This is a genomic window from Tranquillimonas alkanivorans (assembly GCF_900115595.1).
GTDB classification, from domain to species: Bacteria; Pseudomonadota; Alphaproteobacteria; order Rhodobacterales; family Rhodobacteraceae; genus Tranquillimonas; species Tranquillimonas alkanivorans.
The window spans coordinates 32073-47547 of the sequence record NZ_FOXA01000009.1 but is presented as its reverse complement, the minus strand read 5'-3'; the positions used below and the strand labels follow the sequence as shown (position 1 = coordinate 47547).

16 protein-coding genes and 1 tRNA gene are annotated in these 15475 nt (G+C 67.0%); 3 read left to right on the top strand and 14 right to left on the bottom strand.

The window, feature by feature from the left end:
- Window positions 1-34: 34 nt before the first annotated feature.
- Entirely contained in the window at window positions 35-292 is a 258-nt protein-coding gene (locus BM162_RS12105) for a hypothetical protein (RefSeq protein WP_093422213.1), read from the top strand.
- 264 nt (window positions 293-556) lie between these two features.
- On the opposite strand, the gene BM162_RS12100 is transcribed toward BM162_RS12105, so the two are convergent.
- The 5 genes from BM162_RS12100 to BM162_RS12080 all read right to left on the bottom strand — a co-directional run bounded on the left by BM162_RS12100 (window position 557) and on the right by BM162_RS12080 (window position 6113).
- Entirely contained in the window at window positions 557-2194 is a 1638-nt protein-coding gene (locus BM162_RS12100; RefSeq protein ID WP_093422211.1) for an FGGY-family carbohydrate kinase, read from the bottom strand.
- Between the two features lies 1 nt (window position 2195).
- The gene (locus tag BM162_RS12095) at window positions 2196-2918 is read right to left on the bottom strand and encodes an SDR family oxidoreductase (RefSeq protein ID WP_093422208.1); all 723 of its coding nucleotides are present in this window, start codon (window positions 2916-2918) and stop codon (window positions 2196-2198) included.
- A gap of 20 nt (window positions 2919-2938) precedes the next feature.
- Window positions 2939-4174, bottom strand: a complete 1236-nt coding sequence (locus BM162_RS12090) for a sugar ABC transporter permease (RefSeq protein ID WP_093422206.1) — start codon at window positions 4172-4174, stop codon at window positions 2939-2941.
- On the bottom strand, window positions 4171-4980 hold the full coding sequence (locus tag BM162_RS12085) for an ATP-binding cassette domain-containing protein (protein WP_245759250.1): 810 nt from the start codon (window positions 4978-4980) through the stop codon (window positions 4171-4173). Before BM162_RS12085 ends, BM162_RS12090 begins: the two co-directional genes overlap by 4 nt.
- 83 nt (window positions 4981-5063) lie before the next feature.
- The gene (locus tag BM162_RS12080; protein WP_093422200.1) at window positions 5064-6113 is read right to left on the bottom strand and encodes an ABC transporter substrate-binding protein; all 1050 of its coding nucleotides are present in this window, start codon (window positions 6111-6113) and stop codon (window positions 5064-5066) included.
- A gap of 135 nt (window positions 6114-6248) precedes the next feature.
- On the opposite strand from BM162_RS12080, the gene BM162_RS12075 reads away from it, so the two are divergent.
- A complete protein-coding gene (locus BM162_RS12075) occupies window positions 6249-7271 on the top strand; it encodes a substrate-binding domain-containing protein (protein ID WP_245759249.1) in 1023 nt (340 codons plus the stop codon).
- Between the two features lie 252 nt (window positions 7272-7523).
- A complete protein-coding gene (locus BM162_RS22800) occupies window positions 7524-7700 on the top strand; it encodes a hypothetical protein (protein WP_177215145.1) in 177 nt (58 codons plus the stop codon).
- 131 nt (window positions 7701-7831) lie between these two features.
- Here the strand turns inward: BM162_RS22800 and BM162_RS12070 are convergent.
- The 9 genes from BM162_RS12070 to BM162_RS12030 form a co-directional block, all read right to left on the bottom strand.
- Window positions 7832-7908, bottom strand: a tRNA-Arg gene (locus tag BM162_RS12070).
- A 156-nt stretch (window positions 7909-8064) separates the two neighbouring features.
- Window positions 8065-9285, bottom strand: coding sequence for a cysteine desulfurase (locus BM162_RS12065; protein ID WP_093422195.1), 1221 nt, complete (start codon window positions 9283-9285; stop codon window positions 8065-8067).
- Window positions 9278-9880: a YIP1 family protein gene (locus BM162_RS12060; protein WP_177215144.1), complete on the bottom strand. Its 603-nt coding sequence runs from the start codon at window positions 9878-9880 to the stop codon at window positions 9278-9280. Before BM162_RS12060 ends, BM162_RS12065 begins: the two co-directional genes overlap by 8 nt.
- On the bottom strand, window positions 9877-10374 hold the full coding sequence (locus BM162_RS12055; RefSeq protein WP_093422190.1) for a YIP1 family protein: 498 nt from the start codon (window positions 10372-10374) through the stop codon (window positions 9877-9879). Before BM162_RS12055 ends, BM162_RS12060 begins: the two co-directional genes overlap by 4 nt.
- Before the next feature lie 5 nt (window positions 10375-10379).
- Window positions 10380-11666, bottom strand: coding sequence for a Fe-S cluster assembly protein SufD (gene sufD / locus BM162_RS12050; RefSeq protein WP_093422188.1), 1287 nt, complete (start codon window positions 11664-11666; stop codon window positions 10380-10382).
- Entirely contained in the window at window positions 11666-12421 is a 756-nt protein-coding gene (gene sufC, locus BM162_RS12045; RefSeq protein ID WP_093422184.1) for a Fe-S cluster assembly ATPase SufC, read from the bottom strand. The genes sufD and sufC overlap by 1 nt, the downstream gene beginning before the upstream one ends.
- A gap of 86 nt (window positions 12422-12507) precedes the next feature.
- Window positions 12508-12822 (bottom strand): heavy metal-binding domain-containing protein, encoded by a 315-nt coding sequence (locus BM162_RS12040; RefSeq protein ID WP_093422477.1) that lies wholly within the window; start codon window positions 12820-12822, stop codon window positions 12508-12510.
- 48 nt (window positions 12823-12870) lie between these two features.
- Window positions 12871-14397 carry a Fe-S cluster assembly protein SufB gene (sufB, locus tag BM162_RS12035; RefSeq protein WP_093422182.1) on the bottom strand — a complete coding sequence of 509 codons (1527 nt, stop codon included), beginning with the start codon at window positions 14395-14397 and terminating at the stop codon, window positions 12871-12873.
- 17 nt (window positions 14398-14414) lie between these two features.
- Complete coding sequence (locus tag BM162_RS12030; protein ID WP_093422179.1) at window positions 14415-15461, bottom strand: cysteine desulfurase family protein; 1047 nt, start codon at window positions 15459-15461, stop codon at window positions 14415-14417.
- Between the last annotated feature and the right edge of the window lie 14 nt (window positions 15462-15475).

Sequence of the window (15475 nt, the reverse complement as noted above, 5' to 3'; positions counted from 1 at the left end):
GGCGGCACGGCGCGTCCTCGCCGCGCTGGAGGATATGCCCCCCGAGGCCGCTCGCACCGCCCGGCCGGTCTTCGACAAGCTGCGCCGGAATCTCGAGGATCGCGCGATCTTCGAGCCGGTCTTCCGCGATCTGGCCACCGAGGCGCTGGCCGCGCTCGACGGCTGGCTCGTCCATCACGGCCGCGACAATAGCGTGGAGACGCCGCGCGCTCTGCTCGCCGAAGCGGTCGCGGCGTCCCATACCGTCGACGACTGCATGGCGGCGCCGCGCGCGGTGCGCGCCATGCGGTAGCGGCCGTCAGCCTGCACCGGCCTCAGTCGGTGCAGGCTTCTGGGCCCCGTGAGGCCCCTGCCCCGCCGCCCGGCGCCGGCTTACGAACCTCCGAATAACCGATTTCGGCGCGCTGTCCGGATCTTCCGGGCGAGGTCCGTCCAGCCCGGACCTGGACAGACACACCCGCACACAGTCTGAAGTACTCTATGTCCGGGTGTGTCTGTCCCCGGCCGATTTCGGCGCGCTTTCCCGATTTCCCCGTCTCAGCAGAGGCACTTCCGATCAAGCAGAGGCGTAGTCTTCGTGTGGCACCGAGACATGCGCCGCATCCCGCGCTACGGACTGGAATCGGGAGAACAACTCGAACCGTTGGTCGTGGTGTGCCGCCTGCGCCGGATCGGGTGTGAGGTGCTCGGCGAACACCGTCATCGCGGACATGGCGTCCGGGATCGTCGCGAAGGCGCCTCCAGCCACGCCCCCAAGGATGGCAGAGCCCAAAAGGACGGGCTCTTCGGCCGCGGGAACGGCGATCTCGATATCTGCCGAGTCGGCAAGCAGTTGGCGCACCAGGGGATGCCGCCCGGCGCCTCCAGACAGGACGACCCGAGAGACCCGGATGCCCTTCTTCGCCTGCGCCTCGATGATCTGCCGCAGCCCGTAGCCGATGCCGCAGATCCCCGCGATGTAGAGCGCGAGCAAGCTGTCCAGCCCGTCGTCCATCCCCAGACCCGAAACGACCGCACGGGTTTCGGGGTCGGCGAACGGGGCGCGGTTGCCAAGAAATTCCGGCACCACGTGAACACCGGCCGCAAGCTCTGCCGCCGCGGACAGGCTCGCGCACCGGCGCTCCGCTTCGGCCGCCAGCCACGCCGGCAGCGACAGCCCGGCCGCACGCGCCTCGCCCTCGGCGGCGGGGGCATGTGGATGGTGGCGGATCAGGTGCGCGATCGCGGCACCGGCCGCCGACTGCCCGCCTTCGTTCAGCCAGAGCCCGGGCACCATCGCCTCGAAATACGGCCCCCAGACGCCCGGAACGAAAACTGGCTCGCTGGTCGATGTCATTGTGCAGGACGAGGTTCCGAACACGTAGGCGAGGTTCGCTTCCGGTCCCTCGGCAGGGCCGACCGTTCCGACCCCGCCGGCATGGGCATCGATCAGTCCCGCGCCCACGGCGATTCCCGGCGACAGGCCCAGCTCCGCCGCCGCCGCCTCTGTCAGGCCGTGCCCCAGTGCGGTGCCGGGCCGAACCACGTGCACGCCGATCCGGGCGAAGTCCTCGTCGGCCAGGACGCCCAGGCCGATGGCGTGGAAATAATCCGGGTCCCAGCGGTCTTCGTGGGCGAGGTACGTCCACTTGCATGTGACCGTGCAGCTCGACCGTTCGGTCGCGCCAGTGGCGCGCCAGCCCAGAAAATCGGTGAGGTCGAAGAACTGCCACGCCGCATCGAACGTCGGCGATCGGTTCTCCCGCAGCCACAGCAGCTTTGGCGTCTGCATCTCGGGCGAGATACGGCCGCCCACGTAGTCCAGAACCGCGTAACCGCCCGCGTTGATCCGCGCCGCCTGCTCGGTGGCGCGGTGGTCCATCCAGACGATCACGTCCCGCTCGGACGCGTCCGGGTCGCCGACCGGCAGCGGACGCCCCCCCTGCCCCAGCACCACGAGAGAACAGGTCGCGTCGAAGCCCAGCCCCGCCACCGTCTCCGGCGCCACACCGGCGGCAGAGACTGCCTCGCGCACCGCCTTGCAGCAGGCCGCCCAGATGTCGGCGCTCGACTGCTCGACGATACCGCCGGGCGCGCGGTGGATGCCGATTTCGGCACTGGCGGTCGCAAGCTGCCGGCCGCGCATGTCGAACACGCCCGCCCGCGCACTGCCCGTGCCCACGTCCACGCCGATGCTATGCCGCGCCTCGGTCATCTCACAGCTCCACCGAGTTCGGCAGGATCACCAGGTCGCGCACGACGACCCCGCGCGGCCGAGTCAGCATGAAGAGCACGCATTCCGCCACCTCGCGCGGCTGCATGAGCGACCCGTTCGCCAGCGCCTCTTCCTTCTTCGCCTCGGGCCAACTGTCGATTAGCGCCGTCACCACCGGGCCCGGCAGCACCGCGCCCATGCGGATGCCGTGCCGGGACACCTGCTGGCGCGTGGTGTGCAGGAACGCCTGCACCGCGTATTTCGATGCGGTGTAGATCGGCTCCCACGTCACCGGGATCACCCCCGCGACCGACGAAGTGAAGAGGATGTCGCCGGTGCCGCGCTCGATCATCCGCGGCAGCACCGCGTGGACCGAGCGGAAGGCGGCGTTGACATTGAGGTTCAGCACCCGGTCCCAGACGTCCGGGTCGCCCTCAGCCACCTCGCCGCCGACATAGGCCCCGGCATTGGCGTGGAAGATGTCGAGCGGACCGGCGATCTCCTCGATCCGGCGGCCCATGTCCGACACCTGGGCCGGGTCGAGCAGGTCGAGCTCGAGCGCCAGGGCGTTCGGCCCCAGCTCCTCGGTCAGCGCGGCGAGCTTCGCGGCATCGCGATCCACCAGCACCACGCGCGTCCCGTTCTCCAGCAGGATCTTCGCGCATTCCAGGCCGATCCCCGAGGCCGCGCCGGTGATCGCGGCGGTCTTTCCGTCCAGTTGCATCGTCTTTCTCCCCTCGCAGGTCAGGCGCGGCCATGGCTGGCGCGGGATTGCCGCGCAAGGCTGTCGACGATGACCGCGATCGCGAGCACCGCGCCAAGGATCATGTATCGCAGCGACGAGCTGAGATTGAGCAGCGTAAGCCCGTTCGAGATCGCCTGGATCACCAGCACCCCCAGAAGCGCCGACCAGGCCGAGCCCCGCCCGCCGAAGAGCGAGGTGCCGCCGATCACCGCCGCGGCGATGGCGTTGAGGTTAACGTCGCCGGTGCCGGCTTGCCTGCTTGCCGAGGCGAGGCGCGAGGCCGCCAGCACCCCGCCGAAGGCGGCGAACGCCGAACACATCATGAAGCAGTAGATGCGGATGTGCTTGACGTTGATGCCCGCGCGGCGCGCCGCTTCGCGGTTACCACCCACGGCCAGGATCGAGCGGCCGAACTGGGTGCGGGTCAGCACGTACTCCATGCCCGTGACGATCACCACAAAGAACACGAACATGGCCGGCACGCCGCGTCCCTGGTTCAGGTACCAGACGGCCAGCAGGATGATGGCGTTTAGGCCCGCGGCCTTGACGATCAGCACGCTCATCGACGGCACCGACAGGTTTGCCTGCGCCCGAAGCGTCCGGGTCTGGAGCCCGAAAGCAAAGATCGCAGCGCCCGGTATCACCGCAAGCAGGTAGGACAGCCATCCGGGCATCACCATCGTCTGCCCGAACCGGATCGGGAAGGACTGGAACGGCAGGTTGATCGAGCCGCTGTTGCCCAGAAGATAGAGTTGCAGTCCCAACAGCGCGAGCAAGCCCGCCAGCGTCGAGACGAAGCTCGGCATCCCGAACCTGTTGAGCAGCGAGGCATAGACGAAGCCGGTCACCGCCCCCGCCGCCAGCGCGGCCAGAAGGGCCAGCGGCCACGGCACCCCGGCATTGACCCAAAGAACCCCCAGGATCGCCGAGGCGACGCCCGACATCGACCCGATCGACAGGTCGATCTCTCCCAGCAGCAGAACGAAGACCACCCCGAGCGAGATCAGCCCAACGGCGGCGGCGTCGAACAGCAGGTTGGTCAGGTTCGCGGGCCGCATGAAGACCGGATTCAGCGAACTGAACACGATCGCGATCAGGATCAGGCCCAGCAGCACGGGCAGCACGCCCAGATCGCCGGATCGCATCCGGTCCACGAAGCCGCGGACGGCGCCGCCGAGGCCCTCGTCGGCCCGCACGCGGGTGTCCGCGCGGTCGAATTTCTGGATGTCGCTCATGCGCCCTCTCCTCCCTCGGCGCTGGCCGGTACGGCCTCGGACTTTCTTGCACGGCGCGAGACCGAGTTGTCCGCACCGCCGGTGATCGCCGCGACCAGTTCCTCGTGGGTGGCCTCGGGCCCGAAGGTTCCGTTGTTGCGGCCCAGCCTGAGCACCACGATCCGGTCGGCCACCGCCCGCACGTCGTCCATGTTGTGAGAAATCAGGATCACCCCGTGCCCGCGGTCACGCACCCGCTCGACGAGGTTCAGCACCTCGGCCGTCTGCGCCACGCCGAGCGCGGCGGTCGGTTCGTCCAGCATGATGATCTCGGGCTCCAGCAGCAACGACCGGCAGATCGCCACCGTCTGCCGCTGTCCGCCGGACAGGGAGGCGATCGGCTCGCGGACCGACGGGATGCGCGCTGCCAGCTCACCGAGAAGCTTCCAGGCCCGCACCTCCATCTCGATCTCGTTCAGCCGCCAGGGGTTGACCTCCTGCCCGAGGAACAGGTTCGCGACCACGTCCAGGTTCTCGCACAGCGCGAGGTCTTGGAAGACGGTCGAGATGCCCAGTTCGATGGCACGGCTCGGCGTGTCGATCTGCACCTCCTCGCCCATGAACTCGATCGAGCCCTCGGTCTTCGCGTGGACGCCCGACAGGATCTTCACGAGCGTCGATTTGCCCGCGCCGTTGTCGCCGACCAGCGCCACGACCTCGCCGCGGTGCACGTCCAGGTCGATGCTGTCCAGCGCCGTCACCGCGCCGAACCTCTTGGTCACGCCCCTCAGCCTGAGGATCGGAGTCGCGTCATCTGCGGCAGTCATGTCTCTCATCCTCCCCTGCCCCATGCGGACGTTTCCCGGTCCGGCGCCGCATATCGGGGGCGGCGGACCGGTGCGCTGCAAGGTTACTCGACGATGCCGAGTTCGCGGCAGCCCGCGACGAACTCTTCGGTACAAACCTCGTCAGCGGCATTGATGCCCCCGTCGAAGATCACTTCCTTGATGTTCTCGCGGGTCACGACCTCGGGCACGAAAAGCTGCGAAGGCGTCTCGTACAGCGTGGTCTCGGCCTCGGGCGTCTCGCCGTTGATGAAGGTATAGGCGACGTCAGCCGCGGCCTCGGCCACGATCTCCGAAGGCTTCGAGATGGTGTTGTACTGCGTGCCGGCGATGATGCGCTGAAGCGCCGCGATAGTCGCGTCATTCCCGGTCACCGGCGGGATCGGCTCGACGCCCGCCGCGCTGAAGGCCGCAATGGTGCCGCCGGCGGTGCCGTCATTCGCGGCCACGACGCCCTCGATGTCCTCGCCGAAGCGCTGGATTTGGCCCGCGACCCATTTCTGCGCCTCGGGCGGCGCCCAGTTCGGCGTGTCGAACTCCGCGAGCGTCTCGTAGACCGATCCGTCGAGCGCCTCGTCGATGCCGTCGCGGATCAGTCCGGCGGCCGCGTCAGTGGGCGAGCCGTTGACCTGCAACACGCCCGCGCCCTCGGGGACCCCCTTGGCTTGCAGATGATCGACCAGCGACTGCGCGATGGCACGGCCGATGCCGACATTGTCGAACGAGACGTAGAAATCCGCCGGCACGTCCGGGATCGGACGGTCATATGCGATCACCTTCACGTCCTGCGCCCGCGCCTGGTTCACCAGCGACGCCGCGGCGGAGCTGTCCACCGGGTCGAGCACGATCACCGAAGCGCCCTGCGCGATCAGCGAGTTGAACTGCTGCTGCTGAAGCTGCGCGTCGGCGTTGGCGTTCTGGTAGACGACCTCGCAATCGGCGCAAAGTTCGGCCATCGCGTCGCGGAAGCCGGGATAATCCCGCTCCTCGTAGCGGGTCGAGGCCTGGTCGGGCATCAGGAAACCGACGGTGGCCTGCTGGGCGGTCGCCGATCCGGCCAGAAGCCCTGCGGAAAGCGCCGTCGTGACGGCAAGCGCACGTGTTCTGCGTGTCATGAGTGTCCTCCTCCGAAACTTGCGGCTCCTCCACCGCTATATCGATTGCACATCGGGTGCACAATCGATGTAGCACGTTGCGGCGAATCGTGATACATGTCAATGCTCAATCGATATAGCAGGCGGGAGGACCGTGTGACGGGCACGAACAGAAACGCCGAGAACCGCCGGACGACGATCTACGACATTGCGCAGTTGTCGAGCGCGTCGCCGAGCGCCGTCAGTGCGATCCTCAACGGGAGCTGGAAGAAACGGCGCATCGCGAAGGCGACTGCCGAACGGGTGATCGAGATAGCCGAACGCGAGGGCTACGCGCGCAACCTTCAGGCCAGCGCGCTGCGCCGGGAGCGGTCGAACGTGATCGGTATGATCATGCCGAAATACGACAACCGCTACTTTGGGGCGATCGCCGAGCAGTTCGAGGCCCGCGCGCGCCAGCGCGGCCTGTTCCCCATCATCACCTGCACCGAGCGCGATCCGGACCTTGAGGTCGAGGCGGCGCGCGAGATGATCGGCTATCGCGTCGAGCATGTCATTGCCACCGGCGCCACGGATCCTGACCGCATCGCGCGGACCTGCGCCGCGGCGGGGGTGCGCACGCTGAACCTCGACCTGCCGGGGCGAGAGGCGCCCTCCGTCATCTCCGACAACTACGCCGGCGCGCGCGAGCTGACCGCGCTCATCCTCGACCGTGTCGGCACCGACAACGGCCCGCTGCTGTTCGTGGGCGGCCGCGCCGCCGACCACAATACCGGCGCGCGCATCCGGGGCTTCCGCGACGAACACGCGGAGCGAGGGATCGAACTGCCCGACAGCCACGTGCTGACCTGCGGCTACGCCTCGGAAAAGGCACGGAAGGCGCTCGACGACCTTGACTTCGAGCTGCCGGGCGCGCTTTTCGTCAACTCCACAATTTCGCTCGAGGGGGTCGTCAGGTGGCTGCGCGCGAACAAGCGTCGGACCTTGTTCGGCTGCTTCGACTGGGACCCCTTCGCCGCCCTGCTGGAAGACAACGTCGGAATGGTCCGCCAGGACGTCTCGGCGATGGTTTCAGCCATCTTCGACCGCCTGGACACGCCGCTCGACGATCGGGAGGAAGTAAGGGTGCCCTGCATCCTCTGCCACCCGGGCGAAACTGACGGCGACGGCGCGAGCTGAAGATCCGTTTCCGAGCCTCTCCACGCCAGCAAGCTCGCGCCTGTGAAATTCTCTATGTCGGGGTATGCCTGTCCCCGGCCGATCTCGGCGGCTTTTCCCGCTTTTCCTGCCCGGCAGGAGCGAGGCTCTACTGTCCTTCATCGACGATCTCATCGGGAAAATCTACGGCTCGGCAGCGCGACCGCACCGCAGGAGACTTCCATCCTCGAGCACCTTCAGCCAGCCGTTCGATACTCTGCCTCGGCACAGGGCATGGTCTCGCAAGACTCGCGGGCCCAGTGGAGCGACTGGGCCCGAGCCGATGAGATCGTGGGCACGTACGACGACTGTGACGACGGCGGTCGCAGCTTCGACATTCTGGAGACCGCGATCCCCAGAGGAGATCCGCATTCCACGCTGACAGCCGGGTCGATCGAGATCGGGATTTGACGCGAGACCGATACGATTCGCGAGACCATCAGCCCGCCCAGAAACCTACCACCCAACGCCATTTCTGTGCGGATATCTGTGCGGAGGGATTTCGGTGCTGCTTGAGTGGCGGGCCAAGCTCGTTATTTTATTGGCGCACCCGATAGGATTCGAACCTATGGCCTCTGCCTTCGGAGGGCAGCGCTCTATCCAGCTGAGCTACGGGTGCCTGCCGCGCTCTATAACCGTGCGGTCCGGACGCCGCAACCGGGATCTGCCCCATCTTCGGTCCGGAAATATCCCGGGGTCCGGGGCAGAGCCCCGGCCGCCCGCAGGGCGCACGAAAGGGCGTGCGCCACCGGCGCTCATCAGCCGAGCGCAAGCCTCACGCGAAAAGCTCGTGACACAGCTCCAGCGCATCCACCAGCACGTCGACCTCTTCTCGCGTGTTGTAGAGCCCGAAGGAAGCCCGGCAGGTCGCCGTGAGGCCCAGATGGTCCATCAGAGGCCCGGCACAGTGGTGGCCGGCGCGCACCGCCACGCCCTTCTTGTCGAGCACGGTCGAGATGTCGTGGGCGTGCGCCGCCCCCTCGAGCGTGAACGAGAAAATCGCCGCCTTGTCCGCCGCGGTCCCCTGCAGGTTCAGCCAGTTGAGGCCCGACAGACGCTCGGTCGCGTAATCCCGCAGGCTCTCCTCGTGCGCGGCGATGTTCTCCATCCCCAGCGACTGCATGTAGTCGAGCGCCACGCCAAGGCCGATCTGCTGCACGATGCCCGGCGTGCCGGCCTCGAACTTCATCGGCGGGTCGGTCCAGGTGACGGTGTCCTTGTGGACCTCGCGGATCATGTCGCCGCCGCCGAGGAAGGGGCGCATCTCGTCCATCCGCTCCTGCCGGATGAAGATGCCGCCCGACCCGCTGGGGCCATAGAGCTTGTGGCCCGTGACGGCGTAGAAGTCGCAGCCGATGTCGGCCACGTCCACCGGCAGGTGCACCGCCGCCTGCGAGCCGTCGACCAGCACCGGCACGCCGCGTTCGCGCGCGGCGTGGCAGATCGCCTTCACGTCGACCTTGGTGCCCAGCACGTTTGACAGGTGTGTGATCGCGACCAGCTTGGTCTTCGGCCCGATCGCGTCGATCACCGCCTGCGGGTCGAGCCCGCCGTCGGCGTCGCTGTCCACCCATTTCAGCGTCACGCCCTGCCGTTCCCGCAGGAAGTGCCAGGGCACGATGTTGGCGTGGTGCTCCATCACCGACAGCACGATCTCGTCCCCCGGCTCCATCCGCGGCATGGCCCAGCCATAGGCAACGAGGTTGATGCCCTCGGTCGTGCCCGAGGTCATGACGATCTCGCGCTCGGACGGGGCGCGCAGGAAGCTCGCGATCTTGCCTCGAACGGCCTCGTAATGCTCGGTCGCGAGGTTCGAAAGATAGTGCAAACCACGGTGCACGTTGGAGTATTCCATCGCGTAGGCCTGCGTGATCGCGTCGATCACCACCTGCGGCTTCTGCGCCGAGGCGCCGTTGTCGAGATAGACCAGCGGCTTGCCGTTGACCTCGCGCGACAGGATCGGGAAGTCGCGGCGCACGGCGTTCACGTCATACACTTTGCGTCACCTCGGGTATCTGGACCCCGAACAGGGCCATCAGGAGGGAAAGGACCACCGCCGCGCCGAACATCGTCACCACGATCATGGCGAACACCCGGCCCAGCGACCGGAAGCCGTGGATGACGGCCACGAAATGCATCAGCAGCCACATGAAAAGGATCAGCCCCGCGACGCCGATCAACCAGGCGATGGCGGGCAGCACCAGAAGCGCCAGCACCTGCAGCACCTGCAGGCACGCCATGATGAACTGAAGCCAGGCCGTCAGCAGAAGCGCGTCCTCGAAACGCCCGTCGCCGCCCATGGCGCGGCCGACGCCATGAATGGCGAAAACGGCGAGGATGAGCAGGGTCAGCTGCACCGCGCCCATGGCGAAGGGTGACAAGAAAAGACCCTGGCTCGGCATGCCCGTGGCCAGCGCCAGCAGCCCGTTCGACACCTCGGCCAGCAGGACCGAGACGACGACCACCAGGAAAAGAAGCTGCCAGAGCACGTCGCGCGGCAGGTCGAGCGCCATGAGCCGGCGCGCGGCCTCCTGCGGGTCGCGCACGGTGAACAGCGCGTGGGGGATCAGGTTCGAAAGTGTGAGGTTCACGCGTCGACCCCCTGCCCCTTTTCCACGGCCCGCAGGCCCACGAGCCATATACCAAGGAACGCCGCCAGCGCCACCAGCCCCACGGCGCTCAGGGCCGGGCCTGGGCCGACGAGCCCGGCGACCAGGCCGTTGAGCAGCCACAGGGGCGACGCGGCCAGCAGCGCCCAGAACAGCGCCATGCGTGCGCCGTAATAGCTGCCGCGCCCGCCAAACAGGCGGGCGACGGCGTGCGACAGCCCCGCCATGCCGTAGAACAGCAGCGGCGCGATGAAGATCCAGCCCAGCAAGGCGCCGCCGAAGCGGGCATCGAAGCCGATGGAGGGTTCGAAATATGCCTCCCGCGAGAGCCGCGGCCACTGGGACACGAAGATGAGCCCGCAGGCCACGACCAGCGTCACCAGCGCGCGGTCCTCGCGCTTGTCCGGCCCCATCCGGCGTCTGAGCACGCCGGCGGGGTCGCGGTAGCTTGCCACGATGTCCGTCGTCAGCGCCACGGGCGTCAGCCCCGGCGCCGCGAAAGCCAGCCCTCGAGCCGCTCCACAAGGTCCTCGGCAACGTCGCGGTTCTCGATCTCCTCGATCGCCTCGGCCAGGAAGGCGAGCACCAGGAGGTCCTTCGCGTCCTGCTCCGGCACCCCTCGCGAGCGCAGGTAGAACAGCGCCGTCTCGTCAATCGCGCCCGAGGTCGAGCCGTGCGAGCAGGCCACGTCGTCGGCATAGATTTCGAGTTCCGGCTTGGCGAGGAACTGGCTGTCCTCGTCCAGCAGCAGCGACTGGCTGATCTGGTAGCCGTCGGTCTTCTGCGCGCCTTCCTTCACCAGGATCTTGCCCTGGAACACGCCTACGGCCCCGTTGCGCAGCACCTTTTTGAACACCTGCCGACTTTCGCAGCGCTCGGCGTCGTGGGTGATGAACACGGTGTCGTCGTGGTGGAAGTCGCCGTCGCCCACGGCGGCGCCGGCCACGTGGGCGACCGCGTCGTCGCCGCTGAACTCGACCACGACCTCGTTGCGGGTGAGCTGGCCGTTGACCGACAGGGTGAACGACTTGAAGGTGCTCTCTTCGCTCAGATGCGCAAAGATGTGCGTCGCGGCGCGCCGCTCGTGATCACGTCCCTGCGCGCGGACATGGTGGAACGCGCCGGTCCTGGCCACGTCGACTTCCATCACCGTGTTGAAGCGCGCGGCGGCGGGTCCGTTTTCGAGCACCGTGACCTCCGCCCCTTCCTCGACCTTCACGACGTGATGCAACATCGCGTCGGAGGTCTCGGAATTGTGGACGTAAATCAGGCTTAGAGGCTTCGACACCTTGCCCGTCACGCGGATCACCACGCCGTCCTCGGCGAAGGCGGTGTTCAGCGTCGCAAGCGGCCGGGCCACCGGGGTCTGGCCCCGGGATTCCAGCACGCCGTAATGGTCGCGCACCCAATGGATATCCTTGGCCGCAGCCTCGGCCAGACGCTCGATCTCGAGCCCTTCCAGCGACAGGTCGTCGGACTGGTCCGGGTCGAACACGCCGTCGACGAACACGATCTTCAGCCGGTCGTGCCGGTCGAAAAGCGACGCCTCACCGGTCTCGAACAGCGCCGCCGGCTGCGGCTCGGCCTGGGTCAGCGTCTTCGGGTCGGTGTACTTCCAGTATTCGTCGCGACGATGCGGCAGGCCCGAGATACGCAGACGCTGCACCGCGTCCTCGCGGGCAGCGCGCGCCCAGCCGCCACCCTCGGGCAGCGACAGCGACGACAGCCGCGCCTCGGTGGTGTCTTCCTTGACCTTCGGCAGCGCCATTACGCCACCTCCTCGACCAGATCGGCATAGCCATTCTTCTCGACCTCGAGCGCGAGTTCGGGGCCGCCGGTCTTCACGATGCGGCCGTTCGACATGATGTGCACGACGTCCGGCACGATGTGGTCGAGCAGACGCTGGTAGTGTGTGATGACGAGGAACCCGCGATCCGGCGCCCGCAGCGCATTCACGCCGTCGGCCACCAGCTTCATCGCATCCACGTCGAGGCCCGAGTCCGTCTCGTCGAGGATGCACATCTTGGGCTCGAGCATCGCCATCTGAAGGATCTCGTTGCGCTTCTTCTCACCGCCCGAGAAGCCGACGTTGACCGGACGCTTGAGCATGTCGGCGTCGATCTTCAGCTCCTTGGCGCGCTCGCGCACGACCTTCAGGAAGTCGGCGGCGCTCAGCTCGTCCTGCCCTCGCGCCTTGCGCTGAGCGTTCACGGCGGTGCGCATGAAGGTCATGTTGCCCACGCCCGGGATCTCGACCGGGTACTGGAACGCCAGGAACACGCCAGCGGCAGCGCGCTCTTCCGGCTCCATGTCCAGGATGTCCTCGCCGTTCAGCGTGGCGGTGCCGTCGGTGACCTCATAGCCGTCGCGGCCCGACAGGACGTAAGACAGCGTCGACTTGCCCGACCCGTTCGGACCCATGATCGCGTGCACCTTGCCGGCCTCGACCGTCAGGTCCACGCCCTTGAGGATCTGCTTATCCTCTTCTTCAAGCTTCACGTGCAGGTTCTTGATTTCCAGCATTATTCTCGTCCTTCGTCTCTCGCGGCGCCGGGCGCCGCCGTGTTCTTGCGGACGGCGGGACCGCGCCCCGCCGGTAACGTTTCAGGTCAATCCTCGACGACGACCGCGGTGCCCGAGGCCGAGACCATCAGCATGTTGTTGATGACCTCGTAATCCAGGTCCACGCCCACCACGGCATTGCCGCCCGCGGCCGACGCGCGCTGTTCAAGCTCGCGCAGCGCCGTCGTGCGCGCCTCGCCCAGCGACGCCTCGTAGGCCGAGGAACGCCCGCCAATGATGTCCGTGATCCCGGCGAAGAGATCGCGGAAAACGTTCGCGCCGAGGATGGCCTCGCCCACGACCACGCCCTTGTAGGCCGTGATCCGCTTGCCCTCGACCGAGGGCGTCGTCGTCACGATCATCGCTTTCTTCTCCCACGGCTTCATGGCGGGCCTCCGTACGGGTCGGCCTTAGCCGACCGATCCTTCCAGGCTGATGGCGACAAGCTGTTGCGCTTCCATCGCGAACTCCATCGGCAGGGCCTGCAGCACGTCCTTGCAGAATCCGTTGACGATCAGCGCAACCGCCTCTTCCTCGTCCAGGCCCCGCTGCTGGCAATAGAACATCTGGTCGTCGTCCACCTTGGACGTCGTCGCCTCGTGTTCCACCCGGCTCGAGTTGTTCTTCACCTCGATATACGGAACCGTGTGCGCGCCGCATTCCGACCCGATCAGAAGCGAGTCGCACTGGGTATAGTTGCGGCTCTCCTTCGCCTTCGGGTGCATCGACACCAGCCCGCGATAGGTGTTCTGCGCCTTGCCCGCGCTGATGCCCTTGGACACGATGCGCGACTTCGTGCGCTTGCCCAGGTGCACCATCTTCGTTCCGGTGTCGGCCTGCTGATAGTTGTTGGTGATCGCGATCGAGTAGAACTCGCCTTGGCTGTCGTCGCCGCGCAGGATGCAGGACGGATACTTCCAGGTCACGGCCGAGCCGGTTTCGACCTGCGTCCACATCACCTTCGACCGGTCGCCGCGGCAATCCGCGCGCTTGGTGACGAAGTTGTAGATGCCGCCCTTGCCGTTCTCGTCGCCCGGGAACCAGTTCTGAACGGTCGAGTACTTAACCTCGGCGTCCTCCTCGGCGATGATCTCGACGACCGCCGCGTGAAGCTGGTGCGTGTCGCGCTGCGGTGCGGTGCAGCCTTCAAGGTAGCTGACATAGGACCCCTTGTCCGCGATGATCAGCGTCCGCTCGAACTGGCCGGTATTCTCGGCGTTGATCCGGAAATAGGTCGACAGCTCCATCGGGCACTTCACGCCCGGCGGCACGTAGACGAAGGACCCGTCCGAAAACACGGCCGAGTTCAGCGTCGCGAAGAAGTTGTCCGAGATCGGAACGACCGAGCCCAGGTACTTCTTCACCAGCTCGGGGTGGTTCTTGATCGCCTCCGAGATCGAGCAGAAGATGACGCCCGCCTTCTCAAGCTCCTTCTGGAAGGTCGTGCCAACCGAGACGGAGTCGAAAACGGCGTCCACCGCCACGCGACGGCCCTCGGCCGGAGCCTCGTCCTCGGCGCCTTCGACGCCGGCGAGGATCTTCTGTTCCTTCAGCGGAATGCCGAGCTTCTGATAGGTCTCCAGCAGCTTGGGATCGACCTCTTCCAGCGACTTGGGCTTCTCCGCCATGCTCTTGGGCTTGGCGTAGTAATACTGCTCCTGGTAGTCGATCGGTGGGTAATGGACCATCGCCCACTCGGGCTCGTCCATCTGTTTCCAGCGGGCGAACGCCTTCAGACGCCATTCGGTCATCCACTCGGGCTCGCCGTTCTTGTCCGAGATCAGACGCACGATGTCCTCGTTCAGGCCCTTGGGCGCGAACTCCATCTCGATCTCGGTTTCCCAGCCGTACTTGTAGGCCCCCGACAGCGCCTTGACCTGATCGACGGTTTCCTGGTCGACGCCTTCCTTGACGTCCGTGGTGTCCAATGCAGCCATGTTCACTCTCTCTTCTCTCAGGCGGCACGCGCCCGGTATCTTCTGAAGGCCTTCGCCCAGGTTTCGGCGAAGCGCTCGATCTCGTCCCTCGTGGTGCTCGGCCCCAGCGACACCCGGATGGCCGACGCCGCCTCGCCCGCGCCATACCCCATGGCGCGCAGCACGCGGCTTTCGCGCACCTTGCCGCTGGAACAGGCGGACCCCGCCGAGATCGCGATGCCCGCCAGATCCATCTGCATCACCTGTGTTTCGCCCTTCCAGCCGGGCACGACGATGCAGGACGTGTTGGGCAGCCGCGGCGCGGCTTTCCCGACAAAAATAGTCTCTTTCGCTTCGGACGCCAGAGCTATTTCTAGAATATTTCTAAGTTCCGCAACCGGTTCCCAGATCCCGTCCGCAAGTTCGCGTGAGGCCGCCTCGGCCGCCGCGGCGAAGCCCGCGATCCCGATCAGGTTCTCGGTGCCTGAACGGCGGCCCATCTCCTGCCCGCCGCCGCGGATTCGTGCCACGATGTCCGTGCCTTGCCGCATCACCAGCGCGCCCACGCCCTTCGGCCCGCCCAGCTTGTGCGCCGAGACGAATGCCATCTCGGCGCCCATCCAGTTGAATGCCACAGGCAGCTTGCCGAACGCCTGCGTCGCATCCACGACGGCCAGTCCATGGGGCAAGTCCTGCACCACGCCGGTCTCGGAATTGGCCGCCTGAAGCGCCGTGCGCGCGGGATCGCTCACCGTCACCCGGCCATCCCGGTCCACCGGCAGCGACGCGTCGCACCACGCCGTAACCGCGTCATGCTCGATCCCGGCGCAGGTCAGCCCGCGCCCCGCGCACGCCAGCGCCGCGGCCTCGGTCGCGCCCGAGGTGAAGACGACGTCGGCGCCATCCGCCCCGAAGGCCGCCGCGACCTGCGCCCGCGCCCGTTCGAGGAGCCCCTTGGCGGCGCGTCCCTCGGCATGCACCGACGACGGGTTGCCGACGACATCGATCGCCGCGACCATGGCGTCCCGCGCCTCCGGCCGCAAAGGCGCCGTGGCGTTCCAGTCCAGGTAGACCCGATCCTTCAAGCGGCTGGCTCCAT